This window comes from Streptomyces sp. NPDC025273 (assembly GCF_040638585.1).
In the GTDB taxonomy this organism is placed as follows: Bacteria; Actinomycetota; Actinomycetes; order Streptomycetales; family Streptomycetaceae; genus Streptomyces; species Streptomyces cinereorectus.
Window position 1 is genome coordinate 1 of the sequence record NZ_JBEZYP010000022.1, and the last position, 17,616, is coordinate 17,616.

Annotated in this window: 16 protein-coding genes and 3 pseudogenes; 8 read left to right on the forward strand and 11 right to left on the reverse strand. The window is 68.3% G+C overall.

Annotated features, from left to right (window positions below):
* Positions 1-387 (reverse strand): annotated as a pseudogene (locus AB0F38_RS27455) (hypothetical protein); the annotation flags it as partial.
* Between the two features lie 183 nt (positions 388-570).
* Here AB0F38_RS27455 and AB0F38_RS27460 point away from each other — a divergent pair.
* Both AB0F38_RS27460 and AB0F38_RS27465 read left to right on the forward strand, forming a co-directional pair.
* Positions 571-1,547, forward strand: a pseudogene (locus AB0F38_RS27460) (IS481 family transposase); the annotation flags it as partial.
* Between the two features lie 320 nt (positions 1,548-1,867).
* Entirely contained in the window at positions 1,868-2,002 is a 135-nt protein-coding gene (locus tag AB0F38_RS27465; RefSeq protein ID WP_361899032.1) for a hypothetical protein, read from the forward strand.
* 135 nt (positions 2,003-2,137) lie between these two features.
* Here the strand turns inward: AB0F38_RS27465 and AB0F38_RS27470 are convergent, their stop codons facing one another.
* Positions 2,138-2,722, reverse strand: a complete 585-nt coding sequence (locus AB0F38_RS27470; protein WP_361898767.1) for a TetR/AcrR family transcriptional regulator — start codon at positions 2,720-2,722, stop codon at positions 2,138-2,140.
* A 110-nt stretch (positions 2,723-2,832) separates the two neighbouring features.
* On the opposite strand from AB0F38_RS27470, the gene AB0F38_RS27475 reads away from it, so the two are divergent.
* A complete protein-coding gene (locus AB0F38_RS27475; RefSeq protein ID WP_361898770.1) occupies positions 2,833-3,846 on the forward strand; it encodes a zinc-binding dehydrogenase in 1,014 nt (337 codons plus the stop codon).
* Positions 3,847-4,238: 392 nt separating this feature from the next.
* Here AB0F38_RS27475 and AB0F38_RS27480 read toward each other — a convergent pair whose 3' ends face one another.
* Positions 4,239-4,910 (reverse strand): DNA alkylation repair protein, encoded by a 672-nt coding sequence (locus AB0F38_RS27480; protein WP_361898773.1) that lies wholly within the window; start codon positions 4,908-4,910, stop codon positions 4,239-4,241.
* A gap of 533 nt (positions 4,911-5,443) precedes the next feature.
* On the opposite strand from AB0F38_RS27480, the gene AB0F38_RS27485 reads away from it, so the two are divergent.
* Together AB0F38_RS27485 and AB0F38_RS27490 are read left to right on the forward strand one after the other, a co-directional pair.
* Positions 5,444-5,653, forward strand: a complete 210-nt coding sequence (locus tag AB0F38_RS27485) for a hypothetical protein (RefSeq protein ID WP_145811241.1) — start codon at positions 5,444-5,446, stop codon at positions 5,651-5,653.
* A gap of 55 nt (positions 5,654-5,708) precedes the next feature.
* The gene (locus AB0F38_RS27490; RefSeq protein WP_361898776.1) at positions 5,709-6,401 is read left to right on the forward strand and encodes a restriction endonuclease; all 693 of its coding nucleotides are present in this window, start codon (positions 5,709-5,711) and stop codon (positions 6,399-6,401) included.
* 37 nt (positions 6,402-6,438) lie between these two features.
* On the opposite strand, the gene AB0F38_RS27495 is transcribed toward AB0F38_RS27490, so the two are convergent.
* Together AB0F38_RS27495 and AB0F38_RS27500 are read right to left on the reverse strand one after the other, a co-directional pair.
* Entirely contained in the window at positions 6,439-6,813 is a 375-nt protein-coding gene (locus AB0F38_RS27495) for a hypothetical protein (protein ID WP_361898779.1), read from the reverse strand.
* Between the two features lie 90 nt (positions 6,814-6,903).
* On the reverse strand, positions 6,904-7,314 hold the full coding sequence (locus AB0F38_RS27500; protein WP_361898782.1) for a hypothetical protein: 411 nt from the start codon (positions 7,312-7,314) through the stop codon (positions 6,904-6,906).
* Between the two features lie 352 nt (positions 7,315-7,666).
* On the opposite strand from AB0F38_RS27500, the gene AB0F38_RS27505 reads away from it, so the two are divergent.
* Positions 7,667-10,033 carry an N-6 DNA methylase gene (locus AB0F38_RS27505; protein WP_361898785.1) on the forward strand — a complete coding sequence of 789 codons (2,367 nt, stop codon included), beginning with the start codon at positions 7,667-7,669 and terminating at the stop codon, positions 10,031-10,033.
* A 53-nt stretch (positions 10,034-10,086) separates the two neighbouring features.
* Positions 10,087-10,326 carry a hypothetical protein gene (locus AB0F38_RS27510; protein WP_361898788.1) on the forward strand — a complete coding sequence of 80 codons (240 nt, stop codon included), beginning with the start codon at positions 10,087-10,089 and terminating at the stop codon, positions 10,324-10,326.
* 195 nt (positions 10,327-10,521) lie between these two features.
* Here AB0F38_RS27510 and AB0F38_RS27515 read toward each other — a convergent pair whose 3' ends face one another.
* The 6 genes and pseudogenes from AB0F38_RS27515 to AB0F38_RS27540 all read right to left on the reverse strand — a co-directional run bounded on the left by AB0F38_RS27515 (position 10,522) and on the right by AB0F38_RS27540 (position 16,850).
* The gene (locus tag AB0F38_RS27515; protein ID WP_361898791.1) at positions 10,522-10,902 is read right to left on the reverse strand and encodes a DUF6009 family protein; all 381 of its coding nucleotides are present in this window, start codon (positions 10,900-10,902) and stop codon (positions 10,522-10,524) included.
* 133 nt (positions 10,903-11,035) lie between these two features.
* Complete coding sequence (locus AB0F38_RS27520; RefSeq protein ID WP_361898794.1) at positions 11,036-12,583, reverse strand: phage/plasmid primase, P4 family; 1,548 nt, start codon at positions 12,581-12,583, stop codon at positions 11,036-11,038.
* Positions 12,580-13,596 carry a bifunctional DNA primase/polymerase gene (locus tag AB0F38_RS27525; protein WP_361899011.1) on the reverse strand — a complete coding sequence of 339 codons (1,017 nt, stop codon included), beginning with the start codon at positions 13,594-13,596 and terminating at the stop codon, positions 12,580-12,582. The genes AB0F38_RS27520 and AB0F38_RS27525 overlap by 4 nt, the downstream gene beginning before the upstream one ends.
* 1,230 nt (positions 13,597-14,826) lie before the next feature.
* A pseudogene (locus AB0F38_RS27530) lies at positions 14,827-15,571 on the reverse strand (HD domain-containing protein); the annotation flags it as partial.
* A 172-nt stretch (positions 15,572-15,743) separates the two neighbouring features.
* The gene (locus AB0F38_RS27535; RefSeq protein WP_361898797.1) at positions 15,744-16,169 is read right to left on the reverse strand and encodes a DUF4267 domain-containing protein; all 426 of its coding nucleotides are present in this window, start codon (positions 16,167-16,169) and stop codon (positions 15,744-15,746) included.
* Positions 16,170-16,403: 234 nt separating this feature from the next.
* The gene (locus AB0F38_RS27540) at positions 16,404-16,850 is read right to left on the reverse strand and encodes a DUF1772 domain-containing protein (protein ID WP_361898800.1); all 447 of its coding nucleotides are present in this window, start codon (positions 16,848-16,850) and stop codon (positions 16,404-16,406) included.
* A gap of 89 nt (positions 16,851-16,939) precedes the next feature.
* Between AB0F38_RS27540 and AB0F38_RS27545 the strand changes: the two genes are divergently transcribed.
* Positions 16,940-17,518, forward strand: coding sequence for a TetR/AcrR family transcriptional regulator (locus AB0F38_RS27545; RefSeq protein WP_361898803.1), 579 nt, complete (start codon positions 16,940-16,942; stop codon positions 17,516-17,518).
* Positions 17,519-17,616 lie beyond the last annotated feature (98 nt).

A 17,616-nucleotide genomic window follows, 5' to 3' on the forward strand; every position in this document is an offset into this window, starting at 1 on the left:
GTCAGCAATCCGGATCAGTTCACGCCATGTCAGCCCAGTGCCCGAGAAGTCGCAGTCCCAGCTGGCGATCTGCTCGGCGCAGCTTCTGCCGGGATGGGTGAGGAGGTAGTCGGTGCCGTAGTCGCCATCCAGGTTGCGATAGATCACCACAGCTCCAGGGCCGTCTTCTGCCGGCACCCTGAACACCGGCCAGCGTTCGGGATCGAACAGGACCTCGGACAGGGCATCGACATCGGCGCCGTCCTCACCAAACCACTCCGGAACCGGCCGCTCAGCACACCCCCCGTCGCTACACATCGACAGAAGGTAGTTCGACCAGAAGCCCGGGCGGGCCAGCAGTGACTCGCCCGCCGCCAACGGGCTGACGTCGTATCCCTTGATCAGCACCCGTCGATTCTGGCACCAGCCACCGACACGGTCCGATCCGGGATCGGCAAGGGGGACCCGCCAGTTACGGGACAGCCCTTAGTTGTATTGATCATGAGCGTTGTTGACAGTCGTGGGTCTTGAACATGGCGAAGACCTCCGATGTGGTGGAGCTGTCTAGGAACACACCACACGGAGGTCTTCGTGTCCCACCGTAATGCCCGGCTGACGGTCTTCGGGAGGCGGTTGCTGGTCGAACGTGTCACGTCCGGGCGCCCGGTCGCGCATGTCGCCGCTGAGATGGGAATCTCGCGGGCCACGGCCCACAAGTGGGTACGGCGGTGGCGTGCGGAGGGCGATCCGGGGTTGTTCGACCGCTCGAGCCGGCCGCGCACGACCCCGCACCGCACGGCTCCCGAAACGGAAGCCGCAGTCTGCGATCTTCGGCAGGCCCGCAAGCTCGGTCCGGCCCGCATCGGCCCGATCCTCGGACTGCCTGCCTCCACGGTGCACCGAATCCTGACCCGGCACGGACTGAACCGGCTCGCCTGGCTGGACCGCCCGACCGGCGAGCCGATACGCCGCTACGAACGCCACCGGCCCGGCGAGCTGGTACACGTCGACATCAAGAACTCGGCAACATCCCTGACCGCGGCGGCTGGCGCACGGTCGGCAGAACAGTCGGCAACCAGAACCGGCAGGCCACCACCGACCAGCGCAAGAGCTGCAAACCAGTGATCGGTTACAGCTACATCCACTCCGCGATCGACGACCACTCCCGATTGGCCTGCAGCGAGGTCCTGGCCGACGAACGTCAGCACACCGCGATCGGCTTCTGGCAACGGGCGAACGCGTTCTTCGACGCCCACGGCGTCACTGTCGAACGCGTCCTGACCGACAACGGTTCCTGCTACAAGTCACGGCTGTTCACCCAGGCGCTGACCGCGGCCGCCATCACACACAAGCGCACCCGCCCCTACCGGCCGCAGACGAACGGCAACGTCGAACGCTTCAACCGCACCCTCGCCGAGGAATGGGCCTACCTACGGCCCTACACCTCCACCCTCGAACGATCCGAAGCACTCGAGGGCTTCCTGCACAGCTACAACTACCATCGATGCCATACCGCACTCGGAGGACGGCCCCCAGTCACGCGCGTCAACAACCCTGCGGGTCAATACAGGCGGCTTACCGCATTGCGTGGTGAACGACCCGGCCACTCCTCAAGACACGGCGCAATAAAGCTGCTGATCGACGCCCCGACGCGGGCTTGCCCGCCCGCTCACGGGCCTGCTCCGCTTCGTGCCGCAACAAGAGCAACGCCTCGTACGGCCTGCGCTCCGCACCCCTCACAGCCCCTCCCGCGTTGCCCGCCCGCTCGTGGGAGCCCGGGCCCGCAACCAGGAAAGCTACCCGCAATGTGCCCGGGTCGCCCGGCTCAGAGGACGGGCAGCGTACAGCCATCCCGTTCTCGTGTCATCGATGAGAGAGGAGCAGACCCATGTCCTGCCAGTCCACCCCCAAGACCCACCACCGCCTGGCCCGCACCGCGATGTCCGGTATGGTCCGCGGCTTCACCACCGCAGCCGGCTCCGCCGGTGCCGCCATCGCAATCCGGTCGCTGCGGCACCTGTAAGGCGCCTGCCGGCAATGTGCGCCGGGGGATGCTGCTGCCCGCGGTTCTTCCGTCCTCGGCGCAACCGCCTCTGACGTGCGCCTGGTTACCCCGATCCGAGCCTTCACATGAGCGGTCCGGCACGAGCCGGACCGCTCACCGTGGGCGGGCCCCGTCCAGGGCCAGATCCACGAGCCCCTGGACGAGCACGTCGTCCAGGGGTCCCCCGCTGAGCAGCACCCGCACGAACAGCGGGCCGCTGACCGCCTCGATCAGCAGCCCGGGATCGGTGTCGGCGGCCAGCTCGCCCCGCCCGACACCCCGCCGGACCATAACGACGGCCCGGTCGAGACGCTCGCTCCAGTAGGGACCGCGTCGCTCCTCGAGGGTGTCGTCGTGCTCGACGCTCAGCCGCAGCAGAGCCCGGCCCTGTGCGGTGCTCAGCAGCCGGGCCAGCGCGACGAAGAACGCCAGCAGGTCGTCCCGGACCCGCCCGGTGTCCGGGACCGGCAGCGCGGCGTCCAGCTCCGTGGTCAGCGCGTCCAGGATCAGGTTCTCGCGCGTGCCCCACCGCCGGTACACGGAGGTCTCGTGCACCCCGGCCGCGCGGGCCACGGCGCCCACCGTCGCACCCGCCAGTCCCTGGCTCGACAGCAGGTCGACCGCGGCGGCCAGTACGGCCCGTCGCATCCGCTCCCCACGGCGGCGCAGGGGTGGGGCGACGAGTTCCGGTGAGCTCATGGAATCAGCGTAAAGCAAGTCTCCATGCGTTGGATGTACAGTTTACGCAAGTCGAACTGCGATGACCTCCTGAAGGCCGTTCGGGTTCGCCGCACCGAGGAGGTCATGTCATGGCGCAGATGCTCGCCGCCCGCCTGCACGTCCCGAGCCGCACCCTGCGGCTCGAAGAGGTGCCCCGCCCGCAGCCCGGCCCGGGGGAGGTGCTGGTCCGGGTCGAGGCGGCCGGCGTCTGCCTGTCCGACGTGCACCTCATCGACGGCACCCTCACCCCGCTCCTACTCCGGGGAGACACGGTCACCCTCGGCCATGAGGTCTCCGGCACCGTCGCCGAGACCGGGGCGGGCGTCACCACATGGTCGCCCGGGCAGCGGGTCGTGCTGCACGCCGGCGAGATACGGGACGGCGTCACCTACACCCGCGGCGTCGACTACGACGGCGGCTGGGCCGAGTACGCCCTTTCCGCCGCCGATGCCATGACGCTGCTGCCCGACGCCATCCCCTTCGAACAGGGCGCGATCATCCCGGACGCAGTGTCCACCCCGTGGGGCGCGATCACCGAGACCGGAGCGGTCCGGCCCGCCGAGGCGGCTGGCGTGTGGGGCGTCGGCGGGCTCGGCATCCACGCCGTTCAGCTGCTCCGGGCGATCGGCGCCTGTCCGGTCGTGGCCGTCGACCCCAACCCTGTCGCCCGCGAACGCGCCCTTGCCGCGGGCGCCGACCTGGCCTTGGACTCAGCCGACCCTGAGCTGAGCCGGACGGTCCGTGCGGCGACCGGCGGCGTCGGGCTCGCTGCCGCCTTCGACTTCGCGGGCGTGCCGCCCGTGCGGGAGCAGGCGGTCTCCGTCCTCGCACCCAAGGGGCGGCTGGTCCTGGTCGGCCTGACCGACAAGCCGCTCACCGTCTCGGACGGGACCCGATTCAGCTACTTCCAGCAGCGCATCCTCGGCCACTACGGTTCCGACATGCCGGTGGCCCTGCCTCAGCTCCTGCGGCTGATAGAGGGCGGACGACTGGACTTCTCCGGTTCCGTCAGCGGGATATTGCCGCTCGCCGAAGTCGCTGCGGCGGTCACCCGGCTGGAGAAGAAGGAGGGCGACCCGATACGGCTGGTCCTCCGCCCATAGAGCGAAGAAAGGCCTGAGAGCCGGTCAGGTGCCAACTTGCCGTCAAGGAACTGTTTGTAGAGCCGACGGGCTCGCTCATGATTTGCGGCGCTGGATGGCACGTCAGCCCAGTACATCAGCGCCTTGCCCTCTGCTCGGGGAGCCGTCGGTCTGGGTGATTTGTCGGAGTAGTCTGCGGGCCTCCTCCAGATCCCTGGCGTCCGCCTCCGGCCGGCTCCGCGCCTCTTGTCTGCCTCCGGCTCAGTCCCCGCGAAGACGGTGCTGTTCGGCGTCGCAATGGCGACTTCTCGCTCGTCGATCATCGTGGTGAGGACGACCCGCAGCCAAGGGGAGCGAGACGGCCCCACGGACGCGGGCTGCAGGCTCTGCCCGGTCGGAACAGGTGCCGGAACTCAATTCTTCTGCTGTCGACGCACCATCTCGGTGATCCAGACGGGCGCGTACGGAGATGTACAACCCGGCGAGGCCGGATAGTCCTTGAGCACTCCGAGACGCTCACCGATGGCGAGGGCGCGAGCCCGGTGTGCGGGGTACTCGATCCCGATCTGGGCCAGGCAGTGGTTCATCGCCCACTGCAGGCGGTCCGGGGCGCCACTCATCTCCGTTTCGATGACATCGAGCAGGCCCGCCAGTTCGAGGCCTTCGGACTTGGTCATCACACGCGCAGTGGTCAGCTCCCAGCCAGCGGCGGCGACCGTGGGGTCCGGATCTGCCAGCCACGTCTGCCGCAGCTCTTCGGCATGCGGGCTCTTCTTGGCGACATAGCTCACGAGCCAGCTGTGCACCTTGGGTGCGCGCGCCTGGCGCAACATGGAGTCCAGCTCGTCGCGTGTGAAGACCTTCGGACGGCAGATCAGGAGCGCAAGAAGCCGCGCCGCGGCGTCACCCGACTCCCAGAGCTGACAGGCGAGGTCCTGGTTCGTCTTGAGCCTCTTCGCGAGCGACCGCAGCGCGCCCAGGTTCACGCCGTGATCGTCGCCGTGCTTCTCGTTGACCGCACGAATCTTCGGGTCCTCAAGCTCGCCGAGCTCGGCCAATACGCCGGCCACCGTTGCCTCGGGCATCTCGCGCTCTCCTGTCCTCATGTAGGCGCACCCCACGGTGCAAGCAGGCCTCCATCGAAGACACTCGGTTCATGCCCGCCTGCTGACCAGTACGGATCGGTGCCCGTTCCCTGGTCATGGCGCGCCTGGTCAACTCCCATTATTGCGTCGAGCCTCAACGGTGGTAGCGCACCGCTTCTCATGCGTTGTGTCGGAGAAATAGTCCTCCAACGTGGCGTCCAGGAGGTCCTGCAGGCTCGCGGCGTGCAGATCCAGCTGGCGCCCCGCCAGCTCGCGTGCCCCGCGCTCGTCGCTGGACATTTCCGGGTAGGTAGAACCGGCGGTGCTGGCGGTGCTCACCGCCCGGTCAGGTGGCCAGTTGCTGGTGAATGGCGGCGAGCCTATCGGGCAGCCCAGAGGGCAACTCCCTCGAGACGGATCCGGCCAACCAGTCACTTTACGTCATCATCCGGCAACTGCCAGGCGCGACGGTGCAGGTTGCGGATACATAAGGGGGTCGGGACGGGACCGAGGGCGATCCAGGGCGGGGTGGGATGCTGACCATCAACGTAGGAGTGCTGCTCGCCGTGATCGTCCTGCTGCGGCTGCGCCGACGCACCGAGGCCCGCAGCCGGAACGACGAGAAGCTGACCGTGATCATCGTGCTCGCTCTAGGTGTCGTGATCGCCCCGACCCCGTTGGGCGAGGGCATTGGCGACTTCCTGGGCCAGCTCGCCTCCGGCATCACCGACTCCTCCCGCTGAAACCGGAGCGCGCCCGATGGCCAACCGCCGCCCCCCGTCCCGACGCCGGCCCGCCGTGCGCCGTCCATCCCGCCGCAGCGCGCCCCCGCGCCGCCGTCGCTCGCGCCGGCAGCAGCGCCGCGACACCCAGCTGCTCCTGTTCGGGTTCGGTGCCGCCGCAGGACTCGCGCTGGTCTGGGCCGTGATCTCCTGGCTGCTGGTGAACTGGTGGGCGCTGATCGTGCTGGGGGCCCTCGCAACCGTGGGCGGGACGGTGTGGACCCACCGGTATCGCCAGCAGCAGGCCTGGGAACGGGTACGGCAACAGGCACTGCGCTACGGGCTTCCGCAACTGGACGCCCTGCACCACCGCGACTTCGAGTACGCCATTCGCGACCTGATGCGCCGCGACGGGTGCACCGACGCCCGGCAGATCGGCGGGGCCGGCGACAACGGCGCCGACGTCCTGGCCACCGACCCCCTCGGTCGCACCTGGGTCATCCAGGCCAAACACCGCAAGGACGGCGACCGCGGCTCAGCCGTCGGCACCCCCGACCTCCAGCGCGTCAACGGCACCGCCCGCCAGCTGTACGGAGCCGACGTCGTCCTGGTCGTCACCAACGGCCGCTTCTCCACCCGATGCGCACCACTGGCCAAGCAGCTGCACATGCACCTCGCCGATCGGCGCACCCTCGCGGCCTGGGCGAGCGGCGAGCGTCCCTTGTGGGAGCTCCTCCCGAAGGTTCCACCACCTCGCAGAGGCCGGTAGCCCGCGTGCCCGGCGACGAAGCGGTGATGCGGCCAGTTCACGCTCTTCTCCCAGCAACGCCGGAGCATGCCGCACCCGCGGCAAAGTTGCGCGGTACGCGGGCCATGCCTTCCCAGGCGGCCCCGATCTCACCGCGCCATCTGTTGGTGACGAAACTGAAGCGCCGGTGAAAGTCATGCAGCCGGTGCAGATCCGCGCCGAAATTTCCGCTCGAACTGAGCGTCACCCCTACTCCACGCAGGTCGGCCGCTGAGGTGAGGTGCGCCATGACGCGCGTGCCGAGCCCTGCGCCCCGCTCGCTCTCGGGAAGGACGATCAAGTACAGCAGGGGGTAACCACGACTGATACGGAGACTGACGTGCACACCCGGGCAGGTTGTCCGCACCCCTTCGGCCAGAGCATCGGCCCACACGCTCTGCTCCTGGTCCTCGGCACCTCGGCACCTCGGGCGAGGAAGGGCCACGTCTCACGGTACGTCACACGAGAGGCACACCCACACGCCTCACTGCATGAGTTCCGCCCGCGCCCTCTGCAACTGCTCAACGCCCACCGTGCCGGTGTCGGGCAGGCCTGTGCTCTCCCACGCGCCCTGGGCGCGCGCCACGACGCCGCCGACGTCGTCCAGGAGGACCTTCTTCGCCATGTTCACCGAGATCGCGCCGTCGCCCAGGTCCACGATGTGGGCGAGCATGCGCACGTTGTGCTGCCGGTTGCGGGACTTCTCCTCGTTGTACCGGTAGACCAGCACCCACCTCCCGACGAGGGAGCGGGCCCGCTCGATCAACTGGCGGCCACGGTCCGTCTCCTCCTGCTCGACCGTGAGGGTCTGCACGCGGCGGCCCCAGGAGGCCTCCTCACCGGGCGGGCAAGGGCCGGCGGCCTGGGCGGCTGCGATCACGAGGCTGTAGTCCACGGTCCCATCATCACGTGCGCCTCCCGACCCCGTGACTCCGCAGGCCGTTCTCTCCCCGCTGCCAGAAGCTCGGCTGCGCGGACGAGCCGCAAGAAATCCGAGGACAGCCAGCCCTCAGGACGACGGCTCCTTCCAAAGGGCCTTCAGAACCACCTCGTCACTGGCAGACTGGGACGTGCAGTCAGGATGCTGTTCAGGGCAGGATTTACTGCATCTCAACGAGACTGAGAAGCAGGAGTGAGTCAAGGCAAGTAAGTGCGCACCGGCGGTGCGCATAGGACAGTGATGGATCTCGTTCCTTAATGTCAGGGGCGAAGGGCAGCCGAACGGCGGCCACGAGGGAGTTCAAATCATGTCCATCGCTGACCACACGGATCAGCTCCATTCACAGGCGGAGATCGCCACGTTGGCAGGGGTCTCCCGGGGGACCATCACGGAGTGGCGCCGCGTCCCCGGCTTCCCGTCTCCCGAGCGCGGCGGGGACGCGGAACTGTTCCGTCGCGCCGACCTTCTCGGCTGGCTGGACCAGCGGCCCGTTCCGCGACGTCTTCTGCGGGGAGATCCGGACGGCACGACGTACGGAACACGGGCACGCCGGGCCCTCGCCCTCACCAGGAGATCCCCGGCCGACGTGGACGCACCCCGGCCGGGCGTCCCTGACAACAGGTCCGGTTCACACGACGCGGGCCATGTGCGGGAGCTCATGGGGCAGCTGTGCGACCGGGTACGAGGAGCGGGCTCACGGGTCGACTACGTGAACCTGCTCGTGTCGCTGCACTTCCTGCGGCGGTCCGGCGGGAATCACTGGAACGACCTCGTCCAGATGTCTGCGACGGGGAAGGGCTCGGACGGTTCAACCGCTCTCCTCAAACACATCGCCGCGGCCGTCGACGAAGAGCTGAGGCTGCTGGGTATGCGCCCGGCGATGCACCAGGCGTTGGTACGCCTGGAACCCCGCTCGTACGGAGATCTGCGGCACGTGGTGCACCTCGTGGGTGAGCTCGGACCGGAGGCCTTCGAGCTCATGCTCGACGAGTACGAGTTGCTGGCCGGGCTGGACAGCGGCGAGTTCTTCACTCCACGCGCCGTGGCACGCGTCATGGTCCGCATCACTGAGGAGAACAGAGCGGCCGGCGTCCCGCTGGGGATCTACGACCCGTACGCCCGGGGCGGGGAGCTCCTCGCTGCAGCGACCACCTGGTGTGCACAGCAGGGCACGGCACCGCGCAGGATGCGAGTCCGCGGTCTCACCCACGGGCGGGACACGGCACCGCTGGCGACTATGAACCTCGCTCTCCTCGGCGCGCGGCCGAGCGTGCGAGTCTCCTCCGGCGCGCCGCCCTGGGCCGCGTCCGGAGCGTTCCCTGCAGAGCAGTTCGACCTTGTACTGAGCAATCCCCCGTTCAACATGAGTGACTCCACCGGAGAACCACGTGCTGAGGGCAGCTGGCCGTACGGTTCCCCTCCCCAGGGCAACGACAACCTCGCCTATGTGCAGCACGTGCTCAGCACGCTGAGAGAGGGCGGCGCCGCCGCCGTGATCATGCCCAACAAGGCCGGCAACTCGGCGAACCGGTCGGAGAAGAGGATCCGGCAGGCCATGGTGGAGCGCGGCGTGGTGAAGGCCGTCATCGCCCTGCCGGACCGCTTGTTCTCCCACACATCGGTGCCCGTCTCGGTGTGGTTCCTGGTCCATCCGTCACAGGCCTGCGACGAGATCGCGTTTCTCGACGGACGACAGGTGGGAACCCCGGTCCGAGGCAAGCGCGCCCTCCAGGACGAGGATGTACAGGCACTTCTCGACGCCTACCGGGGCTGCCTCCACCCGGGCGACAACGGGCAGAACCCTGCTGTGCCGACCGCGGTCGTGACCCGGGAGTCCATCAGGGAGCGGGACTGGTCCCTCAGTCCCGTGGACCACATCGATACGCATAAGCCCTGCCGCAGTGCTTCGGAGGCTACCCATCAGGAGGCTCTGACCGTACTGGAGCTCCGTAAGCAGCAGGCGTGGGAAGCGGATGCCGCCGCAGCCTCGGCCCTGGAACAGGTGGAACGGGAGAGGGCTCTGCTCGATGCCGTCGGGTGGCAGCGCGTGCTTCTGTCTGACCTGTGCACCATCCAGGCGGGCCCGTCGTACAGCCTGCTGAAGAAGCACATCACGACCGATGGCGGCGTGCGCCTCCTCTATCCCCAGAACCTGCGCGGAGGCCACCTCGCAGAGTTGGCCGATGACCGGCACGTGACGGAGGCGCGGGCCCGAAACCTGGACCGTTTCCTACTCCGGTCCGAGGACATCGTCTGTGTCCGGACCGGGGCCATGGGCCCCCCGGCTCTGGTCCGAGATGTGGGCGCCGACTGGCTGATGAGCGCCAACGTGATCCGGCTCAGGATGGAGGACAAGCACCGGGCCCGTGTCCACCCCGGCTATCTCACGGCCTACTTGGGGCGGCCCGAGTCGGTCGCCTGGGTACGGGACCGTGCGACGGCGACAGGTGCACCGTCCATCAGCGCTGCGGCGCTGGGCAACCAGCCCGTGCTGCTCCCTCCCCATGCGGAACAGCAGCGCGTCGTCGCGATCCTTGACGCGCTCGCTGCCCAGGCCGCGGCCCACATCCGCCTCGCTGAAGCGGTCTCTCACACCCGCGCAACTGCGGCGGAACGTCTGATGACCTCGGATCTGAACGCAGGCACGCAGCCGGAAGGCGGTAGGCGCTCATGACGGCCGACCGTAGTCCCTCGCCCCAGCCCACCTCCGTCGATGAAGAGGTCTCTGTGACTGCCCCGGCTACACCGCCGCCCGTACCCGTCTCGTCCTCCCCCACCTGGGCGCTGTGGCTCCTGGTAATGGTGCTCTTCTCGGTCGTCGTCGCCCTCGTCGTGATCATGCTGAAACAGCACAGTGGCTCGGGACTCGCAGACGCGGTCCTGTCGGGCGGCACCGCCTTCGGCTCGACGATGATCATCTGCCTGGGCGCCGTCGCCGCGGTCAGGGAACTGCGTCGGTCACGCTGACTGTCCTGTGAACCGCCCGCGGCAGAGCGTCGCTCGTTCCGCGTCCGTGCCAAGACGTCGAGGAACATCACGTGCCGAGGCACAGGTACGGGAGCACCACCGTCGGCCGGAGGAATCCTGTTCAGCTCGCGCACACACTGTGGCATCAGCTGGACAGGGACTCTCCGGCCGGCGGGGCTCCGTTCCGGAGCATCGTCAGGAGGGCACTATCTCGCCTCGCAGCTTCCCCTGTGAGCGCGGGGTCTTCTCCCCCACCCGGCGCGGCTCGATCGTCCGGGGGTCGACCGCTTCGCCCGGAGCGCCCTCCTTGTAAAGGCCCTCCGGATCGTTCGGCCGGTCGTGAGGCAGGAGGAAGAAGGTGCGGCGCTGGAACAGGCCGCTGTCGGGGTTGGCCTCCGCGTCCTTGTCGAGCTCCGCGTAGCCGACCATGCGTCCGTCACGGGCGTAGCGGGGCTTCCCACCACGGCGGGCGCTCTTGTCGAGCGCCTGGCGGACGTAGTCGAGTGCGTCGAGGTCCTCGAGCCACACCACGTTCGCCTCGTGTGCGAGCTGGCTTTCGTGCAGCAACGAGCTCATGGCCGCAACTCCTTGTCGGTGGTGTGGCGGTACGGGTGGATACGACTGCTCGGTGCGGACCCGGCGGTACGACGATCTGCGGACATCCCCATGGTAGGACGATGCCCGGATCCTGGGCAGCAAGTCTTGGGGCTCATGGGCGCCTGCCTGCCCGTTCGTCGGAACGCGCGATGTCGTCCGGCAGCAGGGCCAGGGAGGGGTAGTACTTCTTGCCACTGGACTTCAGCATCTCGGCCGGGGAGGCCAGTCCGATCTCCTGCCGGATCCGGCCCGCGAAGGCCCGCGCCGTGTCGGCCCGGATGCCCTCCGAGCTGCACCAGCCGGTGTAAGTCCCGTAGAGGAGCCCCTGTTCGACACGGAGGTCACCGGTCTCCGGCCCCTGGCGCATGCAGCACTCGCTCAGGAAGCGTCCGATGTGGTCCTCGGTCGTCTCGTAGGCCGCCGTGGCGAGACGGACCGAGGCCGGACCGGTGAGCGGGTCACGGCTGGTGAGGTATCGGATGGCACCCTCGATCAGCCAGTGCAGGATGCCCGGCCCCTCCTCCTTGACGAGTTCGCCGGCCAGGTTGTCGATCTTCCGGTCGGCTACGACGACGCGTTCGAAGGGGATGAGGCGGATACGGCGCCAGAACGCGTGCCCGCCGGTCCCCACCTCGGGCTGGTGGTTACCGAGCAGCCAGAGCTTGTGGGTCGGGGTGAAGCTGAAGTAGTCCTGCCGCATGCGGCGAGCCTTGATCTTGTCGCCGCCGGTGAGGAGCTTGACCCTGGCCTCGTCGAACTTGTCGTTGGGCTTGAGCTCGCTGCAGACGAAGATGCGGCGGCCGTGCAGCTCCGTCAGTTCCGTAGAGTGCTCGGCGAAGTTGCCCTTGTCCATGAGGAAGCCCGGTGGGGCCGCGTCGGCGTAGTCCCCCATGACCTGGATCATGACGTCCAGAAGTACCGACTTCCCGTTGGCTCCCTTTCCCCAGAGGAACGGCAGGACCTGCGCACCGACATCGCCGGTGATGGAGTACCCGAGCAGCAGGTGCAGGAAGTCGGTCATCTCCCGGCCCTTGGCGTCGTCGCCGAAGGTGTCTTCCAGGAAGGCGTGCCACCGGGGGGTGGGCATCGCCTGGGGGGCCACATTGGTGGCGCGCGAGTGGAGGTCCCGGAGTGGATCGGGCTTGTGCAGGCGGCCGTTACGGAGGTCTACGACGCCCGCGGGGGTGCAGAGGGAGTAGGCGTCGCCGTCGAGCACATCGGGGTCGAGGCTGAGCGCGGGCGCGGCTTTCGCCTGGTGGAGCAGCGCCTTCATCCCGCTCGTGGACATGGTGCGCCGTCGGTGCTGGGCGATCTCGCGCTCGCTGAAGATGCCGCGGGGATCAGTGGCGGACATCTGCTCGGCCATATCGCCGGCGGCCCACAGTGCGGCCTTCTCGCCTCCGACCCGCTTCCACCGGAACTGGTCCCAGCAGTACCAGCCGAGGCCTTCGACATGGCGGAACTGGTCACTGTAGAGCTGGGCGAAGAGCTTCGCGTTACCGCGGTCGGTGAGCATCGGGGGCAGCAGAGTGGGTGTATCGGCCGGGGTCGGCGGCTGCACCTGCTGCGGGGGGACCCACGCGGGGGCCGCAGCCTCGATGTCGAGCATCTGCTGAGCGGCGGCAGCCGCGTCGAAGCGGCTGTTCTCGGCGCTACTCATGCGAGTCCTTTGGGGTGGAACGGGCGACTGGCGCCTGCGGAAAGGGCTGCGTCGATGATCGTCTCACTACGGCGGGTTTGGTGGGGACGAGCATAGTGAGCGGCTTCTGTCAGCTCTTGACGGGCTTCGGCCTGGTTCAGATGGCCTGCTCCGGCGAGCCCTCCTGCCGTGTATGCCGCTCGGTTGAGCTTCTCCGTGAAGCCTGCCCCTTCGGCCTGGCCGGCACATTCACGAACGGTCTCGACAAGCGACTGCAAGAGCGCCTGCGCGGCGCCGGGCCTCGCCTGGCGGGCCTGTCTGTGCGGCCGCGGACCGGGAACCGGGGAGGCCTGTATGACGTGGCCCGTGCGCCGCAGTTCGGCGGCCAACCAGGCGGGGAGGGGGGCGGGCTCCCGTACGGCCCCGAGGGGCGTGTAGACGCCCGCTGTGGTGCGGGTGGTGGGGGCCACGACGTATCCACCGTGGGCTCGTACGTCGACCTGCCAGGCGAGCGCGGTCCTGGGGCTGGATCCGGTGGAGGAGCGATAGCGGACCGCGGGCTCGGGGTTGACGTACCAGATGTGCAGCCCGCCGGACGGAGTGCGGACACGCAGGGTGGTCTCATCCTCGGCTGGGTCGGGTTCCTGCCGGTAGGCAGCGAGAAGGGCCAGCGTGTCGAAACCTGAAGCGAGGCCGGCCAGATCGACCTGCTCCGGGATACGGATGCCCGGCAGGAGCCGATCGCGGGCCGGAACCTGCGCGGCGTGGGCGTCGACGTCCAGGACCACGAGATGCGCCGGTCCGCAGGAGACACCGACGCCTGCCCGGGGCTCCCTCCCCCACCAGGCAGCGATGCGCGTGAACTCGGTGGTCGCGCTGTGAAAGCCGTGACACCACAAGCCTCGTGCATGACAGGGGCAGTCCGAGGGCTCGTGGCTACGCGTGCGGCACTGCTCGCAGTTGGCCGCCGGCGTCTTGCGTCCCGGGGCCAGTGGGTGAACCGGCCACTGACGGCCTGCAAGCCAGCGGGCCACGTCCGCAGGTCGTGGCTGCTGCGCGACTCCGGACGAGGCGGTGTCGGCGGGGCGCTGCACTGTTCGTGGATCCGTTCCTCTTGTGTGGCCAGGCAGGGTCTGTCAGTTGAGTCCCGGACGTTTTACCTGGTCAGGTAGGACAGCACGCGGGACTGAGGGACTGAAGGGACTGAGTTTCTCTTATAGCAGAGAGAGCCTAGCCGATGGGGGTGCCGCTCTGCGGGAGACATGACCAGTTATTGAAAATCCAGTCCCTTCAGTCCCTCAGTCCCTGATGCCGGCGAGGGCGGGAGCTGTCGGTCCCTCACACGGGCGCGTGAGGGACCGAAGGCCTGCAAGGGGCGGGGGACTGAACGGTCCCCTTTCAGTCCCGAACGTGTTTATGCAGGTCAGAGCACTTGTGGGTTGGGCCGGAGGGACTGAAGGGACTCATTTTCGTAGTTATCAGCGCACCAGGATATGAAGAGGTACCTCTTACGTACGCGTACATACGCCCGCGCGCACGCAGCTGGAACAGGGAGTTTCGGTCCCTTCAGTCCCTTCGGTCCCCGGGCATACTGCTCTGACCTGGTCTTTTGCGGAGGGACTGAACGAGGGAGGGACTGAACGAGTTGGGTCCCTCCCCCAGCAGGGCACTGGTCCCCGTCTAGTGCCGTCTACGGAAAGGGGGGCGTGAAGGGGGGAGCACATAGAGGAGCGTGAAGTTGACGGCCGCCCCCGGTACGACAGACGCGCCCGCGCCGTCGCGAACTGGGAGAGGCCGCACGAACGCCGTTGGAACGATGAGGACCACTTGCCTGCGGGGCACCACGTGGGAAGGGTCGGCGCCCGCGCCTGGCAGGCGTTTTTTGTTTTGACAGACTCGTCGGCCAGATCGTGTGGCAGTACTCCGCACGCGTGAAGAAGCCTTGATGTCCGACCAGCCAGGATGTACATGGACCATCCCCTCAAGTGAGGGGAGCACATTTCGGCCCTGGGGGTGTAGAACGCAAAGGGGGACCATTCCCGCACCTGCGGGAAGCACGAAGCCGACGGCAAGAGCAAGGTCGGCGAGTGGGGACTACCCCCGAACGTGTGGGAGCACCCGGTATTGCACAGGCCGAGGCCGTTGCCGATGGGAGCATCCCCGCACGCGCGGGGAGCACCCCACCAGCCGTGAGTCGGCGATATCGAGAAAGAATGACAGTTCGTGGCCGGAGTGCACGAACCCAGAGCCGGGCTGCAGCCAAGGACTTCCGCGGCGGCGAGCGCTGCTTCGGTCTTGCCCTCCCCCGTGGGCGCTTCGATCACCAGGAGCCCGGGATCGTTCATCGTCCAGGTCAGATCCACGGCCGCCTCCTGGACGGGGCGGACCTTCGCGCCCCAAGGCAGCGCGAAGCGGGAGGCAAACAGCTCCTGGACATCTACAGGCGGCTCCGCAACACGCCATGCGGCCGGCAGGTTCAGGCCTTGCCAGGCAGCTGCGATGCGTTTCTCGCTGCTACGGCTCGCATCCTGGGGGAAGTAGGGGAACAGGTCGGGGTTGCTGGCGATCCAGTCGGAGACGATGACCAGCACTGTGAGAACGACCTGCACGGGCTGGGCAATTTCACCGATCGCCACGCGCTGAGCCTGCCGACTACACCGAACTCTGCCGCGCATGCTTCAAAGGTTCCAGCTGCACATGTTGCCACAGCTCCCTGCTCTTGCCCGGGGTGCGCAGCAGCTCGGGGTGCCTGTCCAGGGTGGTGATCTGGCCGTGTTCGGGAGGGACTCCGTGGTGCCCGCCCACCGCGACGCTGAACTGCCCCGTCTGCACCATGGTCCAGCCGTGCTGCTCCTCCAGCCACTCCCCCAGCAACACCTGCCCGGCAAGCCCGTGCGGAGCCAACTTCCGGTCCGCACCCATTGCCCGCTGGGAGCGCATTTTCAGGCCGTCGGCTCGCACTACCTGCGCGAGCGGTTCGACCTGGCACGCGAACGCCGGCGTGGCCTTCGGCGAGCATTTCCAGGACCAGGCCGTGGGCGGTGAGGTGGTCGGCGAGCGGGGTGAGTTCGGCGGCGTCACGGCCCAGGCGCTTCATCTCGTACACGATGAGAAGATCGTGCCGCCTCGCCTTTCCCGGCAGTCGCTGACAGGCGAATACCGGCATTGCGCCGAGGTGGCGTTAGGCGGGCTGCGGGGCGGGCGTCGCCGGAGCGGCCGCGACCTTGCGGGTCTCGCGCATTATCAGCAGACCGTTGACCACCATCAGTGTCGCAGTCAGGCCGTGGACGCCGAGCGCGGTGGCCACGGAGCCGTGGTGGGCCAGCACGGTGGTCATGTCGCCGTACGCGGCGAGGGCCTCCACCAGCAGCGCCCAGCCCAGCGCCCGGCGGTGGCCCGTCACCAGCAGGATGCCCAGGACCAGGGCCAAGACGACGTCGCGGATCCCCTTGATGATCATGAAGCCGTCGCCGTCGCCGGACGGCCAACTCGGCAGGCCGAAGCCCGGGGCCGTCGTCTCCGGGCTCAGGATGAACTCCGCCCCGAACCAGAGGATGAAGAGGATGAAGGCGGCGGCCAGGACGGTGTTGATCTTCTTCAGCGACATTGTTCTTCCCCTTGCGAGTCTTCGTCAGCTTGGTGAGCTTCGTGGAGCTTGCTGAGTCGTGTGGGGCCTGATCAGGCCGCGGGCGCGGCTGATCGAGGGGGCGTAGTTTGTCGGAATCGCCGTTGTGGGATCTGAGCGGCAGCTGCATTCCCGGATGCCGGGAGTTCGGTAGCCCGCTGTCGCCCGGGCACGAGCGGGGATCGTGCGCCGCTAGCGCGGGGCTGGCCCGCGGGCTCAGACGAGGCCGGCGACGAGCAGGGTGAAGGCGGCGACGATGACGGCGACGCGGACGTAGTGGAAGCGTTCCCAGCGGTGCAACTGCTGCTTCCAGTCGGCGGGCCGGTTGCCAGGGGTCCACGTCTTGTTCAGGTTGTTGATCGGGACGAGCAGCAGGATCGACATAACCACGCTGAGCATCAGCAGCGCGCCGGCGGTGGCGACGAGGCCGGTGCCGTGGCGGTGCCATCCGGCGATGGCCCAGACCACGACGAGGACGAGTGAGCCGATGTACCAGACCGGCATCACGGCGCCGAGCATCCGGCCCCCGTGGGCATGGCCGAGTTGGCCGCTGTCCTCGGGGAGTGCGTTGAGGATCGGGTTCATGACGAAGGCGACGGAAAACTCCACCCCCACCATCACGCCGACGATCACGGTGGTGACGACCTCGAGCGCATTGAACATGATGCCCCCCTGGAATCTAGTGTTGCTAGACGATGAGGCAACGCTAGTACTGCTGCCGCTCGATTGTCTAGCGATGCTAGGATCGAATCATGTCGGTACAGGAACGCAAGCAGCGCGAACGGGCGGAGCGTGAGCGCCTCATCGTGGCGACGGCCCGTGAACTCGCCGAGCAGCAGGGCTGGGACGCGGTCACCACCCGCCGGCTCGCCGAGCGCATTGAGTACAGCCAGCCCGTCCTCTACAGCCACTTCCGCGGCAAACGGGAGATCATCGGCGCCGTCGCCCTCGATGGCGCCGCCGAGCTGGCCGCGGCGGTGCGGGCCGCGACCGCCGCCGCGGACGGCCCGCGCGAGCGGGTCACCGCCCTCGCGCGCGCCTACCTCGACTTCGCCGCACGCAACCCGGCGGTCTACGACGCCATCTTCCAGCTCGACGGCGGTCTCGCGTACGCGCAGGAGGACACCCCGGAACCTCTCAAGGACGCCTTCGCCGCGCTGCTGGAGAGCCTGGGCGAGGTCGCCGGGGACGGCGTCGCCCCGGGGCTGTTCACCGAGGTGTTCTGGGCGTCCCTGCACGGGGTGGCGACCCTGACCCGGGCGGGACGGCTGCCGCCGGAGGACACCGAGTGGAGGGTGGAGCTGCTGGCGGACAGGCTCGCCGTGGTCTGACACACCGTCCCGGCGGGCACGCGGCCGGGGCACTCGGGCCCCGCCGCTGCCAGCCTGCGGCATGAACAGGCCGAACACCATGTCGGAGTACGAGGCGT